At 41.3% G+C, this 25,607-nt stretch carries 24 protein-coding genes, 2 tRNA genes and 1 pseudogene; 18 read left to right on the plus strand and 9 right to left on the minus strand.

Going from position 1 to position 25,607, the window contains the following annotated elements:
* Positions 1-278 precede the first annotated feature (278 nt).
* From IEO70_RS20085 to IEO70_RS17050, 4 genes are read left to right on the plus strand one after another with little or no spacing between them, the layout of a single operon-like run.
* Entirely contained in the window at positions 279-476 is a 198-nt protein-coding gene (locus tag IEO70_RS20085; RefSeq protein WP_235973652.1) for a CBS domain-containing protein, read from the plus strand.
* 18 nt (positions 477-494) lie between these two features.
* Positions 495-1,148, plus strand: a complete 654-nt coding sequence (locus IEO70_RS17040) for an ABC transporter permease (protein WP_190999582.1) — start codon at positions 495-497, stop codon at positions 1,146-1,148.
* An 18-nt stretch (positions 1,149-1,166) separates the two neighbouring features.
* Entirely contained in the window at positions 1,167-2,075 is a 909-nt protein-coding gene (locus IEO70_RS17045) for an osmoprotectant ABC transporter substrate-binding protein (protein WP_190999583.1), read from the plus strand.
* A 12-nt stretch (positions 2,076-2,087) separates the two neighbouring features.
* On the plus strand, positions 2,088-2,783 hold the full coding sequence (locus tag IEO70_RS17050; protein ID WP_190999685.1) for an ABC transporter permease: 696 nt from the start codon (positions 2,088-2,090) through the stop codon (positions 2,781-2,783).
* Between the two features lie 196 nt (positions 2,784-2,979).
* On the opposite strand, the gene IEO70_RS17055 is transcribed toward IEO70_RS17050, so the two are convergent.
* The 5 genes from IEO70_RS17055 to IEO70_RS17075 all read right to left on the minus strand — a co-directional run bounded on the left by IEO70_RS17055 (position 2,980) and on the right by IEO70_RS17075 (position 7,039).
* The gene (locus tag IEO70_RS17055; protein ID WP_190999584.1) at positions 2,980-3,153 is read right to left on the minus strand and encodes an asparagine synthase; all 174 of its coding nucleotides are present in this window, start codon (positions 3,151-3,153) and stop codon (positions 2,980-2,982) included.
* A 109-nt stretch (positions 3,154-3,262) separates the two neighbouring features.
* Positions 3,263-3,511 (minus strand): hypothetical protein, encoded by a 249-nt coding sequence (locus IEO70_RS17060; RefSeq protein WP_328820959.1) that lies wholly within the window; start codon positions 3,509-3,511, stop codon positions 3,263-3,265.
* A 123-nt stretch (positions 3,512-3,634) separates the two neighbouring features.
* The gene (gene ilvD / locus IEO70_RS17065; protein WP_206711642.1) at positions 3,635-5,305 is read right to left on the minus strand and encodes a dihydroxy-acid dehydratase; all 1,671 of its coding nucleotides are present in this window, start codon (positions 5,303-5,305) and stop codon (positions 3,635-3,637) included.
* A 478-nt stretch (positions 5,306-5,783) separates the two neighbouring features.
* Positions 5,784-6,260 (minus strand): threonine/serine exporter family protein, encoded by a 477-nt coding sequence (locus IEO70_RS17070; RefSeq protein ID WP_190999587.1) that lies wholly within the window; start codon positions 6,258-6,260, stop codon positions 5,784-5,786.
* A gap of 11 nt (positions 6,261-6,271) precedes the next feature.
* Positions 6,272-7,039 carry a threonine/serine exporter family protein gene (locus IEO70_RS17075; RefSeq protein WP_190999588.1) on the minus strand — a complete coding sequence of 256 codons (768 nt, stop codon included), beginning with the start codon at positions 7,037-7,039 and terminating at the stop codon, positions 6,272-6,274.
* A 224-nt stretch (positions 7,040-7,263) separates the two neighbouring features.
* Between IEO70_RS17075 and IEO70_RS17080 the strand changes: the two genes are divergently transcribed.
* From IEO70_RS17080 to IEO70_RS17140, 13 genes are all read left to right on the plus strand, one after another.
* Positions 7,264-8,316, plus strand: a complete 1,053-nt coding sequence (locus tag IEO70_RS17080) for a zinc-dependent alcohol dehydrogenase family protein (protein WP_190999589.1) — start codon at positions 7,264-7,266, stop codon at positions 8,314-8,316.
* A 119-nt stretch (positions 8,317-8,435) separates the two neighbouring features.
* Positions 8,436-8,909 (plus strand): methylated-DNA--[protein]-cysteine S-methyltransferase, encoded by a 474-nt coding sequence (locus IEO70_RS17085; RefSeq protein WP_190999590.1) that lies wholly within the window; start codon positions 8,436-8,438, stop codon positions 8,907-8,909.
* Positions 8,896-9,552, plus strand: coding sequence for a DNA-3-methyladenine glycosylase family protein (locus tag IEO70_RS17090; RefSeq protein ID WP_190999591.1), 657 nt, complete (start codon positions 8,896-8,898; stop codon positions 9,550-9,552). Before IEO70_RS17085 ends, IEO70_RS17090 begins: the two co-directional genes overlap by 14 nt.
* Before the next feature lie 54 nt (positions 9,553-9,606).
* Positions 9,607-10,623, plus strand: coding sequence for a TAXI family TRAP transporter solute-binding subunit (locus tag IEO70_RS17095; RefSeq protein ID WP_190999592.1), 1,017 nt, complete (start codon positions 9,607-9,609; stop codon positions 10,621-10,623).
* A 77-nt stretch (positions 10,624-10,700) separates the two neighbouring features.
* Positions 10,701-11,219: a DUF1850 domain-containing protein gene (locus IEO70_RS17100; protein ID WP_235973645.1), complete on the plus strand. Its 519-nt coding sequence runs from the start codon at positions 10,701-10,703 to the stop codon at positions 11,217-11,219.
* Positions 11,206-13,188 (plus strand): TRAP transporter permease, encoded by a 1,983-nt coding sequence (locus IEO70_RS17105; protein ID WP_235973646.1) that lies wholly within the window; start codon positions 11,206-11,208, stop codon positions 13,186-13,188. Before IEO70_RS17100 ends, IEO70_RS17105 begins: the two co-directional genes overlap by 14 nt.
* A gap of 691 nt (positions 13,189-13,879) precedes the next feature.
* Positions 13,880-14,704 carry a hydroxyethylthiazole kinase gene (thiM, locus tag IEO70_RS17110; RefSeq protein WP_235973647.1) on the plus strand — a complete coding sequence of 275 codons (825 nt, stop codon included), beginning with the start codon at positions 13,880-13,882 and terminating at the stop codon, positions 14,702-14,704.
* Complete coding sequence (thiE, locus tag IEO70_RS17115) at positions 14,694-15,335, plus strand: thiamine phosphate synthase (protein ID WP_190999593.1); 642 nt, start codon at positions 14,694-14,696, stop codon at positions 15,333-15,335. The genes thiM and thiE overlap by 11 nt, the downstream gene beginning before the upstream one ends.
* On the plus strand, positions 15,332-15,970 hold the full coding sequence (locus IEO70_RS17120) for an HAD family hydrolase (RefSeq protein WP_190999594.1): 639 nt from the start codon (positions 15,332-15,334) through the stop codon (positions 15,968-15,970). The genes thiE and IEO70_RS17120 overlap by 4 nt, the downstream gene beginning before the upstream one ends.
* Positions 15,967-16,746 (plus strand): bifunctional hydroxymethylpyrimidine kinase/phosphomethylpyrimidine kinase, encoded by a 780-nt coding sequence (gene thiD / locus IEO70_RS17125; RefSeq protein ID WP_190999595.1) that lies wholly within the window; start codon positions 15,967-15,969, stop codon positions 16,744-16,746. The genes IEO70_RS17120 and thiD overlap by 4 nt, the downstream gene beginning before the upstream one ends.
* Positions 16,747-16,828: 82 nt before the next feature.
* Entirely contained in the window at positions 16,829-17,710 is an 882-nt protein-coding gene (locus IEO70_RS17130; protein ID WP_190999596.1) for a D-alanyl-D-alanine carboxypeptidase family protein, read from the plus strand.
* Positions 17,711-17,824: 114 nt separating this feature from the next.
* Positions 17,825-19,162: an alkaline phosphatase family protein gene (locus tag IEO70_RS17135; protein ID WP_190999597.1), complete on the plus strand. Its 1,338-nt coding sequence runs from the start codon at positions 17,825-17,827 to the stop codon at positions 19,160-19,162.
* Complete coding sequence (locus IEO70_RS17140) at positions 19,163-20,431, plus strand: MFS transporter (RefSeq protein WP_190999598.1); 1,269 nt, start codon at positions 19,163-19,165, stop codon at positions 20,429-20,431.
* Positions 20,432-20,839: 408 nt separating this feature from the next.
* Here the strand turns inward: IEO70_RS17140 and IEO70_RS17145 are convergent, their stop codons facing one another.
* Positions 20,840-21,604 carry an alpha/beta hydrolase gene (locus IEO70_RS17145; RefSeq protein ID WP_190999599.1) on the minus strand — a complete coding sequence of 255 codons (765 nt, stop codon included), beginning with the start codon at positions 21,602-21,604 and terminating at the stop codon, positions 20,840-20,842.
* Positions 21,605-21,856: 252 nt separating this feature from the next.
* On the opposite strand from IEO70_RS17145, the gene IEO70_RS17150 reads away from it, so the two are divergent.
* Positions 21,857-23,143, plus strand: a complete 1,287-nt coding sequence (locus IEO70_RS17150; protein ID WP_190999600.1) for an L-lactate MFS transporter — start codon at positions 21,857-21,859, stop codon at positions 23,141-23,143.
* 106 nt (positions 23,144-23,249) lie between these two features.
* Here IEO70_RS17150 and IEO70_RS17155 read toward each other — a convergent pair.
* The 3 genes and pseudogenes from IEO70_RS17155 to IEO70_RS17165 all read right to left on the minus strand — a co-directional run bounded on the left by IEO70_RS17155 (position 23,250) and on the right by IEO70_RS17165 (position 25,434).
* Positions 23,250-24,678, minus strand: a pseudogene (locus IEO70_RS17155) (IS1182 family transposase).
* A 592-nt stretch (positions 24,679-25,270) separates the two neighbouring features.
* Positions 25,271-25,341: transfer RNA gene (locus tag IEO70_RS17160), tRNA-Gly, on the minus strand.
* A 16-nt stretch (positions 25,342-25,357) separates the two neighbouring features.
* Positions 25,358-25,434: transfer RNA gene (locus IEO70_RS17165), tRNA-Arg, on the minus strand.
* Between the last annotated feature and the right edge of the window lie 173 nt (positions 25,435-25,607).

Raw genomic sequence — 25,607 nt, forward strand, 5'->3', positions numbered from 1 at the left:
AGAACGAAGGAATGTATGCGCATTAGACGCTGTGAGATGTGGGAGGGTATGCCGCCATGAATATGTGGGATCCAAGGTACGACCATATATTTTCACCAGTCTTTCAAAAAAAAGGAAGGGAAGGCTTCTTAAAGGTACCCTCCACTTCTAAAATGATTAAAATTCAGCTCATTCTAACGGGTATTTCACATTTATTTGATTCAAACGGCATAGCAATTCTACGAAAAACAGAGAAAAACAAAGAAAAACCTTACTTTATAGAGGGAGTTAATAAATTGATGAAAACTGATGTGGATTCTGTATTTGAGGATACGTTGCTGAGGGATGCGGCGCGACAAATGTCGATTAAAAGCTTGCGTTTCTTGCCGGTTGTAAACCGTAATTATCGACTGATTGGCATTTTGACAAGAACAAACTTAGTAGATGCTATCTATGAATCAATTTGGGGCAATGAAGAAGTGGAAGAAAGCATTTAGCAGAGAGGAGGAACCGCTATGAATGCACTCATTAATTTTTTCTCGGAATATGGAATGCAATTGCTCGTTAAAACAGGCGAACATTTAATGATTTCTTTTTCGGCCTTGCTGCTCGGTATTATTGTAGCCGTTCCTTTAGGAATTTGGCTATCAAGCATACCGAAAGTGGCGAATGTTGTCATTGGAATTGTAAGCGTCATTCAGACTTTCCCGAGCTTGGCGATTTTGGCATTTTTTATACCTTTGCTGGGGATAGGGAAGGTTCCGGCAATCGTTGCTTTGTTTTTTTACTCGATGCTGCCGATACTACGTAATACATACATCGGTGTCAGAGGTGTAAACAAGGATTTATTGGAAGGGGCAAGAGGGATGGGAATGACGCAACTTGAGCGCATCTTTCTTGTAGAATTGCCGCTTGCTGTTCCGGTCATAATGGCCGGGATCAGAGTTTCGGCTGTTTGTTTGATCGGATGGGCAACGCTCGCTTCTTATATCGGCGGTGGCGGTCTTGGTGATTTCATTTTTGACGGCTTGAATTTATTCCGTACGGACTTAGTGCTTGCCGGTGCCATTCCGGTAACAATGCTTGCTTTGGCGCTTGACTTAGTTTTAAAACGAATTGAATATATCGTAACACCGAAAGGCATCCGCCAGCAAAGAGATGTGGCGTAATTAAAGGAGGAGGCTATTATGAACAGATTAAAGAAAGCGTTTTTAATCGCACTGTCATTAAGTGTTTTAGCCGGTTGCTCCTTGCCTGGTCTTGGAGGAAGCGGTGAAGACACGATAAAAGTGGCTACGACAACATCAAGTGAAACATCGATTTTAGGGCATATCATTAAATTGATGATTGAACAAAATACCGACTTGAATGTCGAGCTTGTTGAGAATTTAGGCTCATCTATCGTTCAGCATGAAGCGCTGACGAAAGGAGAAGTAGATATTACTGCAGCGAGATATACAGGAACGGATTTGTCGGGTGCACTCGGTATGGATCCGATCCGCGATCCGGACGAAGCGTTAAAAACTGTTCAAGAGGAGTTTGAGAAACAGTTCAAACAAAAATGGTATAACTCATACGGATTTGCGGATACATATGCGTTAACAGTTACAAAAGCATTAGCAGAGAAAGAGAATTTAGAAACAGTATCTGATATAGGAAGAATTGCCGGTGATTTAAAGCTTGGAGTTGATAATTCATGGCTGAACCGAAAAGGTGATGGTTATGATGGTTTCGTAAATGCATACGGCTTTACATTCGGCCAAGCATTTCCGATGCAAATTGGTCTTGTCTATCAGGCTGTTAAAAGCGGCGAGATGGATGTTGTTCTTGCTTATAGTACAGACGGCCGTTTAAAAGCTTTTAATTTAGAGACGCTTGAAGATAATTTGCAATTCTTCCCTCCTTATGACTGCTCGCCGGTTATAAGGGATGATGTGCTGGAGGCGCATCCGGAGCTCGATGATATTCTTCAAAAATTGGTCGGCAAAATTGACGAAAAAACAATGACAGAACTGAACTATGAATCGGATGTTTTAAAGAAAGAACCTGCTACTGTAGCGAAGGAATTCCTTGAGAAAAACAATTACTTTGAATAAGGAGGGGCGATGATGAATACGTTGCAAGAGATGTTTGTTTACTATTCTCAAAACTCGGAATATGTGCTTGATCAATTTTTGAGACATTTCCTTATGTCCGCGTATGGCGTTCTGTTTGCTGCGATTGTCGGAATTCCGATTGGTGTGTTCATCGCCCGGCACAGCAAATTAAGCACATGGGTGTTATCAATCGCTAATATTATCCAAACAGTTCCAGCACTGGCGATGCTGGCGGTGCTGATGCTTGTTATGGGTCTTGGCGCGAATACAGTCGTGATGAGTTTATTCCTTTACTCACTGCTGCCAATCATCAAAAATACATATACAGGCATAAGAGGAGTTGAAAAACCAATTCTAGAGTCCGGCCGTGCGATGGGTATGACGAAATTTCAGCTGCTCTATATGGTCGAATTGCCATTATCGCTATCTGTCATTATGGCGGGTTTGCGTAATGCGTTAGTCATTGCGATTGGTGTTGCAGCTATCGGCGCTTTTATCGGCGGAGGTGGGTTAGGTGACATTATCATTCGTGGGACCAATATAATGGGCGGGGAAGCTGTCATTTTGGCAGGTGCAATTCCTACCGCGTTAATGGCGGTTATCGCGGACTTTTTCATGGGTTGGCTTGAGAAATTATTATCTCCTGCTAACCATAAAAGATGGAGAAGAAAACAAAAAGAAAGCGGAAATACAGAAGAGGTTGCATAAGATTAGGAAAAGAGGTGCTGTATAGGCGCCTCTTTTTGGCGATTGCACACTGTTCCAAGAACAATAAAACATGTGAGCGGTCTTCGTTCATATCTAATCCACTTTTGAGAAAAATCGGCCCATGCCGTAATCTATGTTAGACGAAAGCCTTTCCCGGCGGACAGAAAAGGAGAGCAAAATTATGCTCTCCTTTTAACTAACGACGATGCTCCACTAAGTCGATTGCACCTAAAACAATATGGGCTAAGCCGAAACCAAATACAGTGTTTGCGACTTTATTATTCGAACCTTTTATTTGTTTTAATGCGTAACCTGTTGCTGTCACTGCTGAACCTAATACAGTTGGGATTAAGCCTTCTCGAATACTCAAATCGGATCCCTCCACATCGAAGTTAGTTGGTGCAAGTCACCAATTAATAGTATGTTCTTATTTGTTCCGGTTATGTTACTTACTACTAAAGCAATTATCCTTAAACCATTTAATAATCAATCAGGCCACCTAAGAAAATTAAACCAATGCCGATTGAAAAATGAATCTTCTTCTCATTAATTTTTGTTTTTTTTAAAATAGCGAAGATTATTCCGATCAGACCGATAAAAGTTGTACTTGTTATGAAATACGGGATATTTAACAGAAGCTCCTTCGGATATTTCTGCGTAATACCGGAAATGGTTCCTAAAACAAATAAAAGCAGAGGAATTCTAAGTTTTCCAAAACATATATTCACCCTTAACATTATTCCCCAACCGGATACTTATACGTTCGCCAAAATTAATAGCCTTACATCCAGCAAAGGGGGCTGAAATGTAAGGCTATTTATATTTAAATGCGAGATTTAAAAACCGGGTTATTAAATTTTCATAACCCCGCCTGAGCTGGCATTTGTCACTAGTTTTGAATAACGGGCAAGATAGCCGGTTTTTACTTTTGGCTCGAAGCCTTTCCAGTTGGCTTTACGTTTTTCAAACTCTTCATCGGAAATTTCCAGTTGGATCGTACGGTTGTTCATATCCAATTCAATAATGTCACCATTTTCAACGAAAGCGATTGGGCCGCCCTCAGCTGCTTCAGGAGAAATATGTCCGATGCTGATTCCGCGAGATGCTCCCGAGAATCGTCCGTCTGTAATTAAACCAACCTTTGCACCAAGTCCGCGTCCGACGATTTGTGATGTGGGAGCAAGCATTTCCGGCATACCCGGACCGCCTTTAGGACCTTCATAACGGATGACGACGACATCGCCTTCTTTCACTTTGCCGGTAATGATGCCTGATAATGCATCTTCCTGTGATTCGAAGCAAATAGCCGGGCCTCTATGATAGCCGCCTACTGACTTATCGACAGCGCCAACTTTGACAATTGAACCTTGAGGAGCCAAATTGCCGAATAGTACGGCAAGTCCGCCTTGTTCAGAATGCGGATTGTCTAAAGGTCGGATGACATCATGATCAAGAATTTCACAGCCTGCTACATTTTCACGCAATGTTTGCCCTGAAACGCTTAAGCAGTCGCCATTGAATGCGCCTGGTTTCTTCAATAACTCATTAATAATCGCGCTGACGCCACCTGCATTATGCACATCTTCAATGTGATAATCTGATGCTGGAGCAATTTTTGCCAGATGAGGTACACGTTTTGCGATTTCATTAATGCGTTCCATCGGGTATTCAAAGCCGGCTTCGTGTGCTAGAGCCAATGTATGAAGCACAGTATTTGTTGAGCCGCCCATCGCCATATCCAATGCAAAAGCATTGTCGATTGCATCAATTGTTACAATGTCTCTAGGTTTAATATCTTTTTTGATTAGTTCCATTAATTGTTTCGCGGATTGCTTAACGAAGTCTTTACGTTCCTCCGCTACTGCTAGAATTGTTCCGTTGCCTGGAAGCGCCAGCCCTAACCCTTCTGCCAAACAGTTCATTGAGTTGGCTGTGAACATACCGGAACATGATCCGCAAGTCGGACAAGCAACCTGTTCAATTTCTTGCAATCTGGCTTCATCGATTTGACCGGACTGATAAGCGCCGACGCCTTCGAATACAGATGTAAGAGAAAGCGATTTGCCCTCGGAATCTTTACCGGCCTTCATCGGACCGCCGCTGACGAAAATTGTCGGGATATTGACGCGAAGTGCTGCCATCATCATACCTGGCGTGATTTTGTCACAGTTCGGAATACAAACCATACCGTCAAACCAGTGTGCAGAAACGACTGTTTCAACTGAATCAGCAATAATTTCGCGGCTCGGCAATGAGTAACGCATGCCGATGTGTCCCATCGCGATACCGTCATCAACGCCAATCGTATTGAATTCAAACGGTACACCGCCTGCTTCACGAATGGCTTCTTTTACGATTTTACCGAATTCCTGTAAATGAACGTGACCAGGAACAATATCAATATATGAATTACAAACCGCTATAAACGGCTTGCCGAAATCTTCATCTTTAACTCCGGCCGCTCTCAGCAAGCTGCGGTGAGGAGCACGGTCAACTCCTTGCTTAATCATGTTGCTGCGCATTTCTGACATAAAAAATCACTCCAATTATTTCAAAAATAATAAATATTTAAAAAATTTAAACTATAAAACATTCTACCATCATTTTTGCTAATATCCTAGAAGAAGTTTTTAAATATCGGAGATTAAATGTGAAAGCCAGCAAAAAAAAGATAAGTATATAGTTTTGAAAGAAGATGACTGTCTAACCTTATACTAACCATGCTTGAGGCCTACAGGATGTAGGTCACATCGGCGAAGGCATGAGGACGTGACGTCTTTCGCCGATGTTCATTACTAGCTGCCTCCCTCAAGAAGCCAAGTTCGGGTTTCTCGTGCGGAGGCTCTCAGGATGAGAGTCACAGAGACGAAGATATGCGGACGTAGCGTCCATAGTCGCTGTGACCTACTTACAGGTCGCTTTCGCATGTCTCCTTTTTTATTGAAGTAAAATCAAGTAGCAGATTCAAAAATGAAAAAGGACCGGTAGCGGTTTATCTAGTCAGCCGGCTTTCTTACAAATTGAAAGTTTATTTTGCATACGAAAGAGCGGAGCGACAGTGAATCGGAAAATAATCGAGGCAATTACTAAGCCGCATGTAATGCCGACGGCGCAGTAGGCAACATCGAGGAAAACATAAAATGATTGCTCATATTCATTTAACAGCAGCTTTTTAAAAGCTTCATAGAAAGTAATTCCCGGTACGACAGGTACAAGTCCGGGAACAAAGAAAACCGTAAGCGGCTTTTTAAAGAGATGTGCACAAACTTGCCCGGCATAAGCAAGCAACAGCGAACAGCAAAGGCTCGATAAGAAGACACCCACGCCATTGCTCGAAAGCCCCCAATAGCCCATCCAGCCGATCATGCCGACAATCCCGCCTGCTATTAAAGAGCGTCGCGGCACATTGCATAAAACACCGAATGTAATAGAAGAAATAAAGCTGAAAACTACATGTATTAAAATTGTCCCAAACATATGTTGTACTCCTAAATGATAAAAAGATAATAAACGGTCGCGATGCCGGCTCCGAGCGCACCAGCTGTAAAAATACCCTCAATAAAGCGGATTAATCCGGATAAATAATGCCGGGCCATCATATCGCGGATTGAATTCGTAATAAGGATACCGGGAACAAGCGGAACAACAGCTCCAATCATAACGAGATCAATATTATCCCCGAATTGAGCCGTTAAAAAATATCCGATTGTACCGCCAATAAGTGTGCCGATATATTCGGAAAGGAATGGAAGCTTTAATTTATTCCAAATGAATAGAAATATCATATAAGCCGTAACACCGGCAATCATAGTTGCTGGCAAATCAATATAGCTTCCGCCAAAAATGAGCATGATGCTGCCGCTTAAACCAGCCGTGCATAACACTTTCAGCCATCTTGGAATTGAAGCAGACTCTTTTTCAAGTTCCTGCAGCACTTCTTGCATCTCCGATAGTTTGATTGTGCCTTCAGCAAAAGAACGTGACAGTTGATTGACGATGGTTACTTTATTTAAATCGAAATCGCGTTGGTCTATGCGAGCAAAGCTTGTTTGACTGCCTGTGATTTTTGCAAAAATCCCGTTTACCGTTACGTATGTATAAGCTTCGGTGCTGTCCGGTTTATGTAAAGCATTGCGAATAATTCTTTCCATTGTATCTTCGACCCGGCTCGTTTCAGCTCCGCTTTGCAGCATAATTTTGCCGGCGAGGATGCTCGTTTCCAGTATTTTTTCGTGTTGAAGTTGGTCGTAATTCATCTGTTTCTCCCTATATTAAAACGCATAAAAATCACCCTTGGATTGCAAGAGTGTGTTTTTCGATAATTGAACTGTTATGAGTATAGTACATATGTTATGTATGGTCAAAGGGAGTTTTTGCGAAGAGAATCACTTATTAGTTTTGTCCAATTAATGCTCATGTATGATACTTACCGCGAATATCGTTATAAGGAAAGAATAATTCGTTTTGAGGAGGAGAATATATGCGAGCTGCACAAATCATTGAGCAAAGAAAGCCGTTAAGAATAGGGAATGTGCCTGACCCGACACCTGGACCGCATGATGTGATTGTCAAAGTAGAAGCAAGCGGTGTATGCCGAAGCGATTGGCATGCCTGGATGGGCGATTGGGCGTGGATTGGATTGAGCCCAGTATTGCCGATTATTCCAGGTCATGAGCTTGGCGGCGTAGTAGAGGAAGTAGGAAAAGAAGTAAAAAACTTCCGCCCGGGAGACCGTGTAACGACACCTTTCCATGAAGGATGCACCCATTGTTCCAATTGCTTAAGCGGTCATTCCAACCGTTGCGATAATCTGCAAATCTTTGGCTTTAGCTATGATGGCGCATATGCGGAATATGTAAAGGTTCCAAATGGCGACTTCAACCTTGTGCCGCTTCCGGATGAAGTAGATGCATTAACAGCAGCAGCGATTGGCTGCCGTTATATGACCGGCTATCATGGCGTCATCCGAAGCAATGTCAGACCTGGAAACTGGATTGTCGTGCACGGTGCGGGGGGTGTCGGTTTATCAGCCATTCAGGTTGCCAACGCGGTAGGCGCACAAGTCATTGCTGTCGATGTCGATGATGCCAAACTGGACAAGGCGATGGCAGAAGGGGCAGTCATCGGTGTGAATGCCAGAAAAGATAATGTGGTTGAAGCGATTATGGAAATCACAAAAGGTGGTGCGCATGCATCCATCGAGGCGCTTGGTATTCAGGAGACAATCTTAAACTCGGTTCTTAGTTTGCGTAAGGGCGGTCGTCATGTGCAAATCGGTTTGACGACAAGTAATGAAAGCGGTTTCGTCGGGTTACCGGTTGATGTCATTACAGCGAAGGAGCTAGAGGTTGTCGGAAGCTTAGGTAATCCGCGCTCTGATTACAACGGACTTCTCGCGATGATTGCCCAAGGAAAACTTAATCCGAAGTCGCTCGTGTCGCGTGAAATTTCATTAGATAATGTATCGGATGTTTTAAATGATATGAGCAACTATAAAACATACGGCTTTAATGTCATTACGAAGTTTAATTGAATAGTATTTTGAAACAGAGCTTCAGATGGTCACTCGGTGACTGTTTCAGCTCTGTTTTTAGTTTACCTGCAACTGTTATAATATGTATATAATATATTTTTCGCAGGGGCGGTGTAAACATGAACAGCATTTATTTTTATGAAACGGAAATCGGAAAACTGGCTATCGAGGAGGACGGCAAGACTATCACAAAAGTATATTTTTCAAATGAGGAAATCCCTCTGGACAGAAACGTGGAAGAAACGCCTCTTCTAAAAGAAGCAGGGAAGCAATTGAAGGCGTATTTTGCCGGCGAAATTCAACAATTTAATCTTCCGTTGTCGCACGAAGGTACGCCATTTATGCAGCTCGTATGGAATGAACTTAAAAATATCCCGTATGGTGAAACGAGATGCTATCAAGATATTGCTGAAAAGATTAATAACCCGAAAGCGGTTCGGGCAGTTGGGTTAGCCAATAACCGCAATCCTTTGCCGATTTTTATACCATGCCATAGAGTAATCGGCAAAAACGGCAAATTGACGGGTTACGCGGGCGGACTGGAAGTAAAAGAATATTTATTATCATTGGAGAAAAAACATGGAGATTTTTAAGTATGGAGAAAAAGAACGGGACTATTTAAAAAAGCAGGATCCTTTGCTTGGTGCTTATATTGACAGTGTCGGAATGATTGAACGGGAAGTTACGCCAAATCTGTTTACAGCATTAATCTATAGCATTATCAGTCAGCAAATATCAACAAAAGCGGCGACTACAATTCGGAACAGGCTTTTGGGTAAGATACCGGACATCACGCCGCAAGCGGTCGCTGGTTTATCTATCGAAGACATTCAAGCTTGCGGCATGTCGAATCGAAAAGCCGGCTATATAAAAAGTTGTGCTGAAGCAGTCATTCAAGGCCATATTAATCTGAAAGAATTAGAACTTTTGCCTGATGAAGAAGTGATTAAACAGCTATCCTCCTTGCATGGGGTCGGTGTTTGGACGGCAGAGATGCTGCTGATTTTTTCTTTGCAGAGGCCCGATATCGTAAGTTATGGCGACCTTGGAATCCGTAAAGGCATTATGCAGCTGTACGGGCTGGATAACTTAACGAAAAAGCAATTTGAAAGCTACCGGGAGCGCTATTCGCCATACGGTTCAATTGCCTCTCTTTATTTATGGGAGAGGTCAAAAAAGGGATGGTTTATAATTTGTAAAAATAGTGATTTTTTTACTATTTTTACAAAAATATAACAAAATGTGTTATTATTTAATAGAATTGAGAATTTTTTTATATGGAGGGATTGGATGAAACAACGAAAACTTTTTATGCTGTTTCTATTAATGCTGTCTATGGTTGTCTTTATAGCAGCCTGCGGCGGAAACGAAGACAGCGGCTCCAGCGATACGACGGATGATGAGAAAGAAACCGAAAAAGAAGAACCAAAAGCTGAGAAGGCGTTTTTGAATCTCGTCACCGGCGGAACGGGTGGTACATACTATCCACTAGGAGGAGCTTTTGCTCAAATCATTTCAGATAATACAAATGCTGAAACAACAGCGCAATCCTCAGGAGCATCAGCTGAAAATATGCAGGCTATCAGCTCAGGGGATGCAGACCTCGCTTTTACACAAACAGATATTGCTTCATACGCTACGGAAGGGAAATTAATGTTCGACCAAAAAATAACGAATATTAAAGCAATTGCTGCTCTCTATCCAGAAACAATTCAGATTGTCACAACTAAAAAATCAGGCATTGCTTCCATCGAAGACTTGAAAGGGAAAACAGTATCGGTCGGTGCCCCGGGTTCAGGTACATTTGCGAATGCTGAGCAAATATTAGAAGTGCATGGAATGACAATGGACGATATCAAACCTCAAAACCTCTCCTTTGACGAATCAACAGACGGTATTCAATCTGGAACTATCGATGCTGCATTTATAACAGCCGGCACACCTACTGGCTCAGTAGAAGGCTTATCGGCAACAACGGACGTTGTAATTCTACCTATAGCAGAAGATAAGATATCACAACTAATTGAAAAATATCCTTACTATGCAAAGGAAGAAATTCCTGCTGGAACGTACAAACTTGAAAACGCTGTGCCTACTGTTGCTGTACAGGCGATGTTAGTTGCAAGTGATGAGTTAGATGAAGACCTTGTTTATGAGATTACTAAATCAATCTTCGAAAACCTTGATAAAGTATCGGCAGCACATGCTAAAGGTAAATTAATCGATGTCCAAAATGCTTTGAATGGTGTTGGAATTGATGTCCATCCAGGCGCTAAGAAGTACTTTGACGAGCAAGGCGTTAAATAATTAGAAACAATGCTAGCTTAGCAGTAGAAGTTTGCTGAGCTAGCCTTTTCTTTACTTTTTGAATGAAGGAATTGGGGATGATGTTAAAAAAACTCTCTCTTATGATTTTCTTTATATGTATCGCTTTATATATATCTTTCATTCCTTCAAAGGAGACGCTCTCTTTTTACGATGCGAGAACAAAAGAACGAATCGCTTTTTTGCCGCTTGATAAAAGTCATTCATTTTCAATTCAATACACACATTCTATTCATCTTTCAATCGTTGAGGAAACATATGAATTAACAGATGAAGACGAAATTCGGCAGATTGAATTAATGTATGAAGATTTTGCAATTGGGATGCCTTCTCATGCGGAAGGAAATGAAAGATTTGTACAAGAGAACGGCAAATATTACATAAAGAATATGAATCGTACTTTCCCTGAAATAGTGCTGCGAGTAGGGGAGGTTTCTGCCAATCACCAATTATTATTTGAAGAAAAAGCTCTTGCTATGACTTCGTTTACATCTCCGGGCAGTGTTTTGAGAATAAAATATTCCAAATTAAATATGTGGGAACAAATGAAAGGAGTGAACATCTTTGACAGATTTTAAGGATAAAACTCTTTCTCAGGAAGAGCAACAGGCATTAATAGAAAAGTACGACCCGGAAGCGGCAACGAGAAAGCTTAAAGGATTTATGGGTTGGCTTGTTTTTGGTGGATTGATCGCTTTTTCATTATTTCAATTATATACAGCCATTGATAAGCCATTAATGGCCCAGCTGCAACGATCTGTCCATCTAGGCTTTGCGCTCGGTCTTGCGTTTCTTTTATTCCCGGCCCGAAAATCGATGCTAAAGAAAGGGAAAGTTGCTTGGTATGATATTATTCTCGCCATACTTGGTGTAGTGGTAGGTTCTTATTGGCCATTAATGATGGAAGAGATAGTTATGCGTCCTGGTACCGTGACCGAAGTTGACTATATGATCGGTTTAATGGCTATTTTGTTAGTTTTAGAGGCAACGAGAAGAACAGTCGGGTTACCGATTACAATTATTGCGGTCTTGTTTATTGTCTACGCCATATATGGTCCGTACATGCCGGATTTTATTGCGCATCGCGGGTTATCGCTTGAAAGACTTGTTCAGACTATGTTCTTTACGACTGAAGGGATATTAGGGACGCCATTGGGTGTATCTTCGACTTTTATTTTTGTTTTCCTATTATTCGGAGCATTTTTAGTTAAAACGGGTGTCGGTGCATATTTTAATGATTTAGCTGCACTTATAGCCGGCAAGAGAGTAGGAGGACCAGCGAAGGTTGCTATTTTTTCCAGTGCGCTGCAAGGAACAGTTAGCGGGAGCTCGGTAGCTAATGTTGTAACGTCCGGTTCATTTACGATTCCTATGATGAAGCGACTTGGCTACAATAAAAACTTTGCGGGCGCAGTAGAAGCCGCCTCTTCAACAGGTGGACAATTAATGCCACCAATTATGGGTGCGGCAGCGTTTTTAATGGTTGAGTTTATTGGCGGAGGTATTACATATTGGGATATTGCAAAAGCAGCTGCTATTCCGGCAATCCTCTACTTTACAGGTATTTGGATTATGACGCATTTTGAAGCGAAACGGCTTGGTTTAAAAGGCTTAAGTGATGATGAAATCCCTTCAAAAAAAGAAGTTTTATCAAAAATTCATTTATTGTTTCCGATTTTAGCAATCATTATTTTGCTAATGGCAAATTTTTCGGTTATGCGTGCGGCTTTAATAGCTATTGCAATTACAGTGGTGGTTAGCTCAATCCGTAAAGATACAAGAATGAGTCTACGCGACTTTATTGATGCGTTGGCGGATGGGGCGCGTACAGCGATTCCAGTCGCTGTGGCAACTGCTTGTGCCGGGATTATCGTCGGGGTGGTCACAAAAACCGGCTTAGGTTTAAAGATGGCTAATAGTCTTGTTTCCATTGCCAAAGCAATAACGACTCATCCGGAGATGCTGTTATTCTTGACGTTGCTCTTTACGATGATTGCCAGTATCATACTCGGAATGGGTTCTCCGACAACGGCCAACTATGTTATTACTTCAACAATTGCGGCCCCTGCGGTTATTTTGATGGGGGTACCGGAATTATCTGCACATTTGTTTGTTTTTTATTTCGGTATTATTGCCGATATTACGCCACCTGTTGCGTTGGCTGCCTTTGCAGCAGCAGGAGTTTCGGGAGGAGAACCGATCCGAACCGGAGTTATTTCAGCAAAACTGGCGGTTGCCGCCTTTATCATTCCGTACATGTTTGTTTTCTCACCGGAGCTGTTAATGATTGATGCAAGCATACCTGAAATAGCTTGGGTAGTTATGACTGCCTTCTGTGGAATGATTGCAATCGGGGCAGGGCTGATTGGGCATTGGTTCAGAAAAGTTTTCTGGTATGAGCGAATTGTTGCGATTATTGCAGGATTGCTAATGATGTATCCGGAAGGAATGTCGGATGCAATCGGTTTAGGAATCTTTGCTGTATTAATTGCCCTGCAAATTTTCTATAAAAATGACAAAAGTCAGCCGGCTGCGATGAAAATATAAACAATTATTGCAACCCAATCTGGTTATGGTACAATGAATAAAAAATTGAATAAAGCAAAAGGGGGGCTTGCACAAGCAGGCTGAGAGTAAGCGAAATGTAGCTTTGACCCTTGAACCTGTATGGATAATGCCAACGTAGGGATGATGTAGAAATGGATGCGGTATGCCCTTATTAGGTATACCGCATTTTTTATTCTGTTAGAAGTTGCGACATATTTAAGAAGGTAATTATCTGGAGCTGACTGTCAATTCTTTAGTAAGTGCTCTACAAAAGGACCGGTAACGGTTTTTCTAGAAAGATAAAAAGTATATAATTCTGAACTTCGATCGGTGTCTAACCTTATACCTGCCATGCTCGGGCCTAAGCCATCCCGCCCAAGAAACCAAAATCGGTTTCTCGTTCGGGGCTCTCACGATGAGAGTCACAGCGACGTTGCTACAGGACGTAGCGTTCTTAGTCGCTGTTCCTTATTAGAGTTTGTCTAGCTGCAGCGGCCAGCCCCTCGAGGTCATAAGCCAAATCACTCCAGAAATTTTACAATTTCCTACGTGATTCGTCTTATGCAGGTCGGGGCTGAACGGGCCGCTTCCGCATTTCGGTTCCCGCATGGCTCTTTTTTCAACGAAGTAAATCGAAGTAGCATTATCATGTTAAAAAAGGACCGGTAACGGTTTTCTAAGGAGGAATGGAATGATGATTGAAGAGATTATGCGTAATGTAAAAGAGAAACGACCGTTGGTGCATCATATAACGAATTATGTGACTGTTAATGATTGCGCTAATATTGTGTTAGCTTGCGGAGCATCTCCCATTATGGCGGATGATGAAGCGGAGGTTGAGGAAATAGCTTCAATATGCGATAGCTTGGTCATTAATATCGGCACTTTAAATGCTAGAACGATTGAATCGATGATTAAGGCAGGTAAGGTTGCCAATCAATTAGGGCGTCCGGTTATTCTTGATCCTGTCGGTGCTGGAGCATCTACATTACGGACGGATACGGTTTTCCGTTTGCTGAATGAAGTGAAGTTCTCGGTGATAAGAGGGAATATATCTGAAATAAAAACGCTTGCGCATGGAAACGGTGATACAAAAGGTGTTGATGCCGCAGACGCCGATGTCGTGACAGCGACTAGTAGGGAGGCTGCAGTTGCTCTAGCAAGAAATGTAAGCAAAAAGACGGGCGCTGTCGTTGTTATAACAGGGGCGACAGATATAGTAACCGATCACAAAGATGTATTTTTTATTAAGAATGGACATGAAATGATGGCGCAAATAACAGGTTCAGGATGCATGCTGACAGCAGTCATTGGAGCTTATTGCGGTGCCAATCATGAACGAGTTATGCAAAGTACTGTTGCTGCTGTTGTGGCAATGGGGTTATGCGGAGAACTTGCCTACCATAAGATGGTTGCTACAGATGGAGGAACAGCAACATTCAGGACATACTTAATTGATTGTATGAACAAGATGAATGAAACAACGTTGAAAGCGGGGATGAAAATTGAGAATTAACCGAGAGTCTTTATTAGTTTATGCGGTAACTGACCGTAAGTGGTTAAATGGCCAGACAGTCGCGCGACAAGTGGAAGAAGCCATTATCGGAGGTGCAACTTTTATCCAATTGCGCGAAAAACAGTTACACTATGATGATTTTCTGACAGAAGCCATTCAAGTGAAAAAAGTAACAGATTGCTACAATATCCCCTTTGTTATTAATGATCAAGTGGACATTGCCATTGCTTGCGATGCGGATGGTGTGCATATCGGACAAGACGATTTGCCTGTTCATTCTGTACGGTCATTAATAGGGCCATACAAAATTTTAGGAGTGTCAGCGCAAACAGTTGAGCAGGCAATGGCAGCTGAACAAGCAGGAGCAGACTATTTAGGGGTTGGCGCAATGTTTCCGACATCAACAAAACAGGATGCGGAGAGAGTATCATTTGAAACCTTAAAGCAAATTTGTGAAGCCGTCTCTATACCGGTCGTTGCTATTGGAGGTATAACAGAACAAAATGTATCTCTGTTAAGCGGGAGCGGAATCGCTGGGGTTGCTGTTATTTCTGCATTATTTGCCCAGAACGACATTAAGGAAGCAGCAAAAAGATTTACAAAGCTGTCTAAACAAATGGTAAATGTATGAGAAAGTACGTGATCTTTGATTTGGACGGTACATTGCTGGATTCAATGTATATATGGAAAGAAGCTGGTGCCTTATTTTTAAAGGAAAAGGGAATTGAAGCCCCTAAAGATCTTTATGAACAATTAAAAGCGATGAGTTTGGAACAGGCAGCAAACTACTTAAAACAGCAATTTCATCTTTCTTTATCGGATGCTGAGATTATAGCTGGAATTAAAGCAGTCGTGGAAAAACAATATACGGACTACGTTTCTTTAAAGCCGTTCGTGCGCGATTATTTAAAGAGGTTGAATGATCGTCATATACGGATGTGCATTGTGACGGCATCTGAATATGAGCATGCAGAAGCTGCTTTGCAACGGCTGGGAATATTAGACTGTTTTGATTTTATTGTGACATGTTCACAAGCAGGAATCGGGAAAGATAACCCGGTCATATTTCTGAAGGTTGCCGAGAGATGGGGAGCACAGCCTCATGAAGTCGCGGTGTTCGAGGATGCACTGCATGCAGTTGAAACAGCAAAAACAGCAGGCTTTTTTACAATCGGTGTATACGATGAGTCGGCACAGGATGATCAAGAGGAAATGAAAAGAATAGCAGATTTATATATTAATGATTTTTACGAGGTGTCATTATGAAAAAAGTATTGAGTATAGCCGGGTCTGATTGCAGTGGAGGAGCTGGAATTCAGGCGGATTTGAAAACAATTGCTGCTCATAAAATGTATGGCATGACAGCAATTACAGCGTTAACAGCGCAAAATACGACAGGTGTGTATGGTGTAAAGGAAGCGACGCCTGAATTTGTCGGTCTGCAATTGGATTGCATTATGCAAGATATTTTTCCCGATAGTGTCAAGATAGGCATGGTTTCATCAGCGACGATCATTGAGATGATTGCTGAGAAACTAAAACAGTATAAACCGCAAAATATTGTCGTCGATCCGGTGATGATCTCAACGAGTGGAAGCCGATTGCTTAATAATGATGCGATGGATGCTTTAATGACCAAACTGCTGCCACTCGCGACGATTATTACTCCAAATATTCCGGAGGCGGAATGCATCACAAATCTTTCTATTAAAACGAAGCAGGATATGCAAGAAGCGGCGGAGAAATTATCAGAGCAATATGAAGGCTACATTTTGCTAAAAGGAGGACATCTTGAGCATTCAGCGGATGATTTGCTCTATCATCAAGGAGTAGCGACGTGGTTTAGTGGCATGCGCATTCATAATCCAAACACTCATGGAACAGGTTGCACGCTTTCTTCAGCAATTGCCTGTCAGTTGGCAGCTGGACATGATATGAAAGAGAGTATTTTATTGGCGAAGCAATATTTGACGGATGCATTGAAGGCTCAATTGGATTTAGGCAAGGGGAGCGGACCGCTCAATCATTGCTCTGTAAATTAATGAAATCTTAAGAATTATCATCCCTTACTCTTAAGATAAATGATTTAATCTTTAATTAATTCATTTAAAAGGGAGCATGGAAATGAAACGGAAATTATTTATTCTTTTAGCGCTAGTGTCGCTCGTTTACTTGTTTGTCCAGTCGCGGGAAATAAATGACATGGAAAAACGTCATAGCAATAGCGGAATTATTGGAGAAACGGCTATCGTATTTAATCAAGAAAATGGCAAAATGTTATATTCGAAAAATGAAAATGCTCGAGTCTATCCAGCAAGTACAACAAAAATAATGACAGCGATAGTCGCTCTTGAGTTCGGAAATCTAGATGATGAAATTACAGTTGGCGAAGAAGTGAAGAGGGAAGTAGAGGGAGAGAGCTCTGCTTTTTTGCAGCAAAATCAAACATATACACTTCGGCAATTGCTTTCAGCATTAATGCTGCCGTCGGGAAATGATGCTGCGAGAACAATTGCTGTTTATATTGCAAAATTGGAGTCCGGAGCTGAATCAGCCAGTAATAAGGAAGCAATTGCTCACTTTGTCAGTTTAATGAATGCTAAAGCAAAAGAATTAGGAGCTACAGATACACATTTTGTAAATCCGAGCGGCTTGCACGACCACAACCATTATACAACTGCGTCTGATATGAGGCTTATTGTTAGAGAGGCTATGAATAATGAAGTGTTCAAAGAGATTGTTAAGCAAGATCAATACAGTGACCAAAATGTAACCTTTAATAATACAAACTTACTATTGCAACGGGATTCATCGTTTTATTACGAGGGAGCGGATGGCATAAAGACGGGCTTTACAAATGAAGCTGGTAGATGTCTTATTTCGTCTGCTACTGTAGACGGGAAAACGATCATTTCTATCATTTTCAAATCTACTGAGGAAGCGATTTGGCAAGATTCCGCACGACTTTTGGATTATGGCTTCTATGCTATGAAGACAGGAGAATGATTGGGTGAAGAATGTTTAGTTTTTGTTACAAATAAATAAATCCACTAATGAATAACCTCGCGTATAGTAAAATATAAGAAATAATGTAAGGTATTTACTTGAAGGAGGGTATTTTTGAGAGCGCTAACAAAAAACTTAGTTATCATCTCATTTGATTGCTTAGCAGCAAATGATTATGAACTGATTCATACTTTGCCGAATTTCCAGCGGATATTCTGCGAAGGGGCTTATGTGCAAAATGTCGAAACGATTTATCCGTCGTTGACCTATCCTTGCCATACGACGATTGTTACAGGCAATTATCCAATTAAGCATGGAATCATTAATAATACATTGCTGCAACCTGGAGTAGCTTCGCCAGATTGGAATTGGTTCAGAAGTGCTATTAAAGGAACAACACTGTATGATGAAGCGAGCAGGGCGAATATGACAGTTGCTGCTCTTTTATGGCCGGTCACTGGAAGAGCGAAGGGTATTAAATACAATTTGCCAGAGATTTTCGCAAACCGACCGTGGCAAAATCAAATTATGGTCTCTTTATTTAGTGGAACACCGGGTTATCAGTGGGAGCTGAATCAACGTTTCGGACATATTCGAAATGGGCTGAATCAGCCGGAGCTTGATGATTTCATTTTAGAGTCGACCATTCATACGATTAAAACGAAGCGACCAAATGTTTTAATGGCTCATTTTACCGACTTGGATACGAAGCGTCATCATTTCGGCGCGTATTCTGAGGAGGCTAAACAGGCTATTCATCGCCATGATGTCCGACTTGGAAAAATTATCGGGACTTTGGAAGAATGCGGTTTATACGAGGAGACAGCAATTGTAATATTAGGCGATCATACTGCTTTGGATGTGAATAAAGCAGTCAGTTTAAATGTACGGCTGCGCGAGAAAGGTTTAATAGACGTCAATAGAAAAGGAAAACTGACCGCTTGGAAAGCGTATTGCAAAACATGTGACGGCTCGGCATACATATATTTAAACGATCAACATGACGAAGAGACGGTCCATACCGTCGAGCAGATGCTGCAGCATTTAGTGAACGACCCTGAAAGCGGCATCGAGCAATACATTACAGGAGAACAGGCCGGCAAACGGGGAGCGGATTCGCAATGTGCTTTTATGATTGAAGCTTCTGAAGGCTTTTACTTTATTGAGGACTATGAAGGATCGTATATAAAGCACGTAACCCGTGAAGATGTGCAGAGCAATAAAAAGTATATGCTGGCCTGTCATGGATATTCGCTGGATAAACCAAATTATAAGACGTTTTTTATGGCGGCAGGCAAGGGAATTCGCCAAGGTGTAACATTACCTTCAATGAAGTTAGTGGATATCGGTCCGACGTTAGCTAGCTTGTTAGGTTTGGATCTTGGAGAGACAGATGGTGAGGTTATTTATCCGTTGCTGGAAACGGAAACTGATACTATTGGAGGTCTTTAGATGGTGAAAATGTCAAAAGCAGAAAAAGGCTGGGTTTTTTATGATTGGGCCAATTCCGCCTATTCAATTGTCGTAGTAACAGCAATTTTTCCTCTTTACTTTAAAGCGGCGGCAACAGAGGCGGGAATAGCGGCATCTACCTCAACAGCATATTGGGGATATGCAAACTCAATCGCAACCTTACTGGTGTCTGTTTTAGCGCCTTTGTTAGGAACGATTGCGGACTTTAAAGGCTTTAAAAAGCGTTTCTTTGTGTTTTTCGCCGGACTGGGTATTGTTTTCACCTTCGTATTGGCGTTGGTTCCGTATGATCAATGGCTATTGCTGCTTGGCATTTTTGTTTTCACATCCGTCGGTTTTGCCGGCGCTAATATTTTTTATGATGCCTTTTTAGTGGATGTCGCAAAAGAGGACCGTATGAATCGTATTTCAGCAAATGGATATGCTCTCGGTTACATAGGGAGCGCTATTCCTTTTGTCCTATGTATCGCAATCATTATGCTGGCGCAGCAAAAAATTATTCCTTTAGCGGTTCCGACGGCAAGCCAGCTTGCTTTTGTGATTACAGCTCTCTGGTGGGGGCTGTTCACAATTCCTATGTTGAAAAATGTTGAGCAAAAATATTATATTGAGCGTGTTCCGAATCCGATTCGAATGAGCTTTAAAAGACTGTATGAAACTTTGAAAAATATTAAAGCGTATCGTGCGTTATTTTTATTCTTGTTAGCCTATTTCTTTTATATCGATGGGGTTCATACAATTTTTACGATGGCGACAGCCTTTGGTTCGGATATGGGTATCGATTCAACAACGCTTTTGCTTGTGCTGTTTATGACGCAAATTATAGCAGCCCCATGTGCTGTATGGTTCGGTAAACTCGGTGAACGCTTTACCGCTAAAAAAATGATTATGGTCGGCATTATTGTGTATATTATCATATGTATTTACGCCTATTTCATGAAAACGAGTTTGGATTTTTGGATTATTGCGATGCTTGTTGGGACCGTCCAAGGAGGGATACAGGCATTGAGCCGTTCGTATTTTGCTAAACTTGTTCCGAAAGAATCGTCCAATGAGTTTTTCGGGTTTTATAATATATTCGGGAAGTTTGCGGCAATTGCCGGTCCGGTACTGGTCGGGGCGACAGCACAAATAACCGGGGATACAAGCAGCGGCGTTTTTAGTTTAATTATCTTGTTTGTTGCCGGGGCAGTCATATTATGGCGTGTACCGGACCATGAAGTGCAAACTGCCGAAAAATCTGCTTAAATAAAAGACTTGGAGATTCCCATCTCCAAGTTTTTTTCTATTAAAAAGTATAAGTGCAAGATTAAATTGTTGTCTAATTTTATACCTGCCATGCTCGGAGGCCTAAAGGATGTTGGTCATATCGGCGAAGACATGCGGACGTGGCGCGCTATTCCTTTTACCTATCTCCCAAAAGAAACCAAAGTCGGGTTTCTCGTGTGGGGTTCTCACGATGAGAGTCACAGCGACGAAGATATGCGGATGTAGCGTCCTTAGTAGCTGTTCTTTACTTGCGGGCCGCTTCTGCTTTTCGGTTCCTGCATGTCTCCTTTTGATTTGTAACGCATTTAGGAAGGGAATTATCTAAAGATGACTGCAAAGTTCGTAAATATGTGCCATCCCAAAAGGACCGGTAACGGTTTTTTCTGTTTAAATAGCTTGTTTGTTTTGCTGCAGAATGGTTTGTGTGAATTGATGAATATGATTGATAATCGCCTGTTTATCAAAATCCATTGATGCAACGTGATATGAGTTTTCTAAGACGACTCTCTGTTTAATCCTTGAAGCGACGTTAGCTAATATAAAATCAGTGTTTGCAGGAGGAACAACGTGATCAATGGCCGATTTAATGCCGAGTACCGGGCAATGAATAGATGGAAGAATTGCCGGTGTATCATTCATCAGTTTCTGTAATTCTTGAATTGAAAGGAGGGGTGCTTTATCATATGTGATTTCATGAACACTTTTATCCTTAATATCAGGTCGGCCTTCCTTGACAAATCTGGGAGATATCGCATTTTTAAAATGCTCAAGAGTCGGAATTGATAAAGCGGCATTAATAAGGATGATGCCCGAGATTTCCGGATTTTTATTGGCCAGCCATAAAGACAATGTTCCACCCATAGATTGCCCGATTACAAATACTTTTGTGCAACGGTCTTTCAGTTTGTTATATCCTTTCTCTAAAGAATGGAACCAATCTTCATTTTTGCAGCCCTCCAAGTCATAGTAATCCGTTCCATGTCCTTTTAATCTTGGCGCCAAAACGGTATACCCCAATTCGGCTAGCTTTTCGCCAATGAAGCGGACACTTTGCGGCGTTCCCATAAATCCGTGCGATAATAAAAGTCCGATTTCGTTTCCTTCATACAAAAATGCTTCTGCCCCATTAATAACCCCATTATTTGCTCCCATCTCTTTTCCTCCCTTTAAATGGTTAATTCCCGATTTTGTTATTATTAATTTAATTCATATTATACTCATTAGTCAAGTCGGAATTATTAAAAGGGATAAATAATAGATAAAATTACCTAATTTATTCGATAAAATTCTATTTTAAACACAATATTCTCTATTTCGTTCGACATTTTACTTGATTAACCGTATTGTTGGGTGTTATTGTGTTTACAAGGGGAAATTTTTAAAAATTGTCACAATTCAAAGGGGATGGGTACTATGAAAAACAGATGGTTGATCGCTTTATCGGCAATTGCCATTCATCTTTCGATCGGTGGTGCATACGCTTACAGTGTGTACAAGCTGCCATTAGTCGAGGAGATGGGATGGACAGGAACACAGGTTACAATAGCATTTACAATTATGATGGGGTTAGCTGGTTCTTCTGCAGCTTTGTTTGGTAGTTTTGTTGAAAAGAATGGACCGAGGAAGTCGGCAACGCTTGCTGCTGTGTTATTCGGTTTAGGACAAGTCGGTTCTGGGGTAGCGGTATTAGTAGATTCATTGCCTCTGTATTGGTTGACTTATGGGGTATTAAGTGGTTTAGGACTAGGTATTGGATATATTTCACCGGTTTCCACTTTGGTGAAATGGTTTCCGGATCGAAGAGGGCTTGCAACTGGAATGGCTGTGCTTGGATTTGGTGCCGGATCATTAATTACTGCTCCAGTCGCTGCAGAGCTAATGATGACTGTAGGAATTTCTAGCACATACTTTATTTTAGGCGCCGGTTATATAATTTTTATGATGCTTGGTGCTTCATACATCGCTCCGCCACCGAAAGACTATCTTCCGGATGGCATGAAGGAAGCAGTAGAGTCAGGCAAAAAGAAAATAAAGCAAGATCTTCGCCAATTAACAGCGAAACAAGCAGTGAAAACAAAACACTTCTGGATGCTATGGTCCATGAAGCTTATTAATACAACAGCGGGGATTATGATGATTTCAGTTGCATCCCCGATGTCGCAAGAAGTTGTTGGGTTGTCTGTTGCAGGTGCGGCAACATTAGTCGGAATAATGGGACTGTTTAATGGCGGAGGCAGATTGGTATGGGCTGCCGCTTCCGATTACCTTGGACGCCCGAATGTATTTGTCATCTTTTTTATTATTCAATTAACAGCATTTTTGACGCTACCTAATACAACGAATGTACTTTTGTTCCAAGCTTTAATATTATTTGTGGTCAGCTGTTATGGAGGCGGTTTCTCCAATTTGCCGGCCTTTGCCGGAGATTTATTCGGAACGAAGCAAATTGGTGCTATCCATGGATACTTATTGACAACATGGTCGCTTGGCGGAGTATTTGGCCCAATTTTAGTTTCAACAATTAAAGAAGCCACTAACAGCTATATCCCGGTGTTTTATGTGTTTGCTGGGTTAATCTCAATCGCATTTTTAATTTCAGTCTTACTGCGTCAGGATGTGCAGAAAATGCGCCGTAAACAAGAACAAAATATACAAGCCGGTATATATGAAGAGGAAAGACAAATCGGTTAAAAATATAAAAATAAGCCGAGGCTGGGACATAACTAGCTTCAAAAAACGAAAAAAGTGAAATGGACCGGTTCCATTTCACTTTTTTTCTGTTCTTTTCAATAAATCCTTAGCTGCTGGCCGCGAATTTCCGTAAATTCACGGCCATTAATGCTAAGCCCATTTCATTTTCAACCTTCGACTGTCCGCGGACAGAAAAACGGGTGAAGTGCAAATTAGCCTTCAAGAATCCAAAAACTGGTTCCACATCTATTTTTCTCTGACGATAGATGGAACTTGTTTTCTCTTCTGAAAGCTTCGCTCTCACATATTCTTTTTGCTGTTCCCATTTCTCATTCACCATTAATTTTCGGTTGTTGCCTTCCTTGGCTTTGGTACACGATAAACGGAATGGGCAGCCTGTGCAGTTTTCACACTCGTATATCTTAAACTCGCGTGTGAACCCCGACTTGTCTGTCCGCACCGAATGATTTTTAAATACAAGGTGTTGCTGGTTCGGACAAGTGTATGTATCATTCTCTTCATTATAATGCCAGTTGTCTGGATGGAATTCATTTTGTTTGTACTTTTTCTTCTGCTCCTTCTGATACATCCCATAGGTAATAAGTGCTTCCCGTTTTCGGTTCGAAAGGATATCATCATAGTTCTGTTCACTACCGTATCCGGCATCCGCGACAATGTGCTTCGGCAATTCAAAATAATGCTGCTCGATTTGATTCAAGAAAGGGATTAAGGTACGGGTATCGGTTGGGTTCGGAAAGATACTGTAAGCCAGCGCGTATTGACCCTCTGTTGCGATTTGGATATTATAGCCTGCTTTCAATTGGCCGTTCTTCATATAATCATCTTTCATTCGCATAAATGTCGCATCTGGGTCTGTCTTCGAATAGCTATTTCGTTCGCCAAAGATTTCAAAATCCCTTTGATATTTCTGTTTGCGAGCGATGTGGTCCGCCAATTGCTTTCTAGCTTGTTTCGGGAATTTCCGTTCGCTCCTCAACGCTTTTCGCTCAGCTGTGTCCTCGGATGCTTCAATTTGTTTGTCATCAGCCCTTGATGATATTTTTCAACCGATTTCTTCCAGACGAATGTGAATTTATTCGCATTCGCCTCAATCTTTGTACCGTCAATAAAGATCGCTTCCTGATCGATAATCTCTTCTGATACGAGTCGACAACGGAATTGGACAAAGCATTGGCGGATTGTTCTTTCACTTCCGGATGGACTCGGAAACGGTTGATAGTGCGGTAGGTTGGTTCATATCCTTGAGCCAGCCACATCATGCGAATGCTGTCTTTCAGTAGTCCTTCGATTTTACGTCCTGAAAAGACAGATTGCGTATAAGCACATAAGATAATTTTAAGCATCATTCTTGGGTGGTAGGCAGGACACCCTGTATTTCGGAGAAATGGTTCCAGTGCTTCTTGTGGGATACTTTCTACTAAATGGTGGATGGAAAAAGCAATATCGTTATTTTGTAATTTTACTTCTAAATCTAAAGGCAAAACTAATTGATTCACGTTATAATCTTTAAACATAAGGACACTTCTTTCTGTTGGATTTTGTTGTGGTGACTCAATTTTAACAGAAGTTGTCCTTATTTTATTATCTAAAAGTTTAAAGCCGGTGAAATTTTACTTGTCGTAAAACTTCACCGGCTTTTTTAATTCAGAGAAGGGTTTTGTCCCAGCCCCGTTTTTTACATACTTCTGCTTAGAAGAAAGTGAGTGTTAGCATGATGCTATTGTCATAGCTATGGCGAAATGCTATCGTCGTTCCAAAAGGAGCAATGAAAATGAGGAAGATTGTTAACTGTCTTTATTAGTACATATTTTATGAAAACTAAAGAACAGTGCTGCCGGAGGAATAGCAACACTGCTCTGTTAAACTTATATTCCATTAGGTTATTTTTATATACCCGTTTAAGAGTGAGTAAAACTTTTCGTAATCCTTTTTATCTGTTTTTGTAATTATTTTCTAAGTGATAGCACTGAGTGTGTGCTGATGCGGGCCTGTTCGGTTAGGCAATTTTTTCGCATTAGAAGACTTTGACCAATAATTCGTCCGTCGCCCAATAATAACTCATAAAACAAACAGAGCCTATCGTATAGAAAGGCCCTGTTTCATGTAAGCGGGTGATGAGAATCGAACTCACGACATCAGCTTGGAAGGCTGAGGTTTTACCATTAAACTACACCCGCATATTAAATTCATAAATGGCGCGCCCGAGAGGAGTCGAACCCATAACCTTCTGATCCGTAGTCAGACGCTCTATCCAATTGAGCTACGGGCGCATTTGTTATTATTATCTTGCTGACAAAATTTATGATATCAGCTTATATAGTTTATTTCAAGTGTCTGAAAATAAGCTTTTATATTTCGTTTATTGTATAAATATAAATTTTTTTGAATTTTTACATCCTTTTTGTTTGCTTTTGAATAATGAGATGCTTTATTATTTCGAAGT

Origin of the sequence: Peribacillus faecalis (assembly GCF_014712675.1) — a bacterium.
Lineage (GTDB): Bacteria > Bacillota > Bacilli > Bacillales > DSM-1321 > Bacillus_AD > Bacillus_AD faecalis.

Excerpts from the sequence above, each read along its gene's own strand:
- IEO70_RS17100 (WP_235973645.1), top strand. The coding sequence starts at position 10,701 with ATGATGTTAAAAAAACTCTCTCTTATGATTTTCTTTATATGTATCGCT.
- thiM (WP_235973647.1), top strand. The coding sequence starts at position 13,880 with ATGATGATTGAAGAGATTATGCGTAATGTAAAAGAGAAACGACCGTTG.
- IEO70_RS17080 (WP_190999589.1), top strand. The coding sequence starts at position 7,264 with ATGCGAGCTGCACAAATCATTGAGCAAAGAAAGCCGTTAAGAATAGGG.
- IEO70_RS17120 (WP_190999594.1), top strand. The coding sequence starts at position 15,332 with ATGAGAAAGTACGTGATCTTTGATTTGGACGGTACATTGCTGGATTCA.
- IEO70_RS17130 (WP_190999596.1), top strand. The coding sequence starts at position 16,829 with ATGAAACGGAAATTATTTATTCTTTTAGCGCTAGTGTCGCTCGTTTAC.
- IEO70_RS17085 (WP_190999590.1), top strand. The coding sequence starts at position 8,436 with ATGAACAGCATTTATTTTTATGAAACGGAAATCGGAAAACTGGCTATC.
- IEO70_RS17145 (WP_190999599.1), bottom strand. The coding sequence starts at position 21,604 with ATGGGAGCAAATAATGGGGTTATTAATGGGGCAGAAGCATTTTTGTAT.
- IEO70_RS17075 (WP_190999588.1), bottom strand. The coding sequence starts at position 7,039 with ATGAATTACGACCAACTTCAACACGAAAAAATACTGGAAACGAGCATC.
- ilvD (WP_206711642.1), bottom strand. The coding sequence starts at position 5,305 with ATGCGCAGCAACATGATTAAGCAAGGAGTTGACCGTGCTCCTCACCGC.
- IEO70_RS17150 (WP_190999600.1), top strand. The coding sequence starts at position 21,857 with ATGGGTACTATGAAAAACAGATGGTTGATCGCTTTATCGGCAATTGCC.
- IEO70_RS17090 (WP_190999591.1), top strand. The coding sequence starts at position 8,896 with ATGGAGATTTTTAAGTATGGAGAAAAAGAACGGGACTATTTAAAAAAG.
- IEO70_RS17040 (WP_190999582.1), top strand. The coding sequence starts at position 495 with ATGAATGCACTCATTAATTTTTTCTCGGAATATGGAATGCAATTGCTC.
- IEO70_RS17045 (WP_190999583.1), top strand. The coding sequence starts at position 1,167 with ATGAACAGATTAAAGAAAGCGTTTTTAATCGCACTGTCATTAAGTGTT.
- thiD (WP_190999595.1), top strand. The coding sequence starts at position 15,967 with ATGAAAAAAGTATTGAGTATAGCCGGGTCTGATTGCAGTGGAGGAGCT.
- IEO70_RS20085 (WP_235973652.1), top strand. The coding sequence starts at position 279 with ATGAAAACTGATGTGGATTCTGTATTTGAGGATACGTTGCTGAGGGAT.
- IEO70_RS17050 (WP_190999685.1), top strand. The coding sequence starts at position 2,088 with ATGAATACGTTGCAAGAGATGTTTGTTTACTATTCTCAAAACTCGGAA.
- IEO70_RS17070 (WP_190999587.1), bottom strand. The coding sequence starts at position 6,260 with ATGTTTGGGACAATTTTAATACATGTAGTTTTCAGCTTTATTTCTTCT.
- IEO70_RS17140 (WP_190999598.1), top strand. The coding sequence starts at position 19,163 with ATGGTGAAAATGTCAAAAGCAGAAAAAGGCTGGGTTTTTTATGATTGG.
- IEO70_RS17095 (WP_190999592.1), top strand. The coding sequence starts at position 9,607 with ATGAAACAACGAAAACTTTTTATGCTGTTTCTATTAATGCTGTCTATG.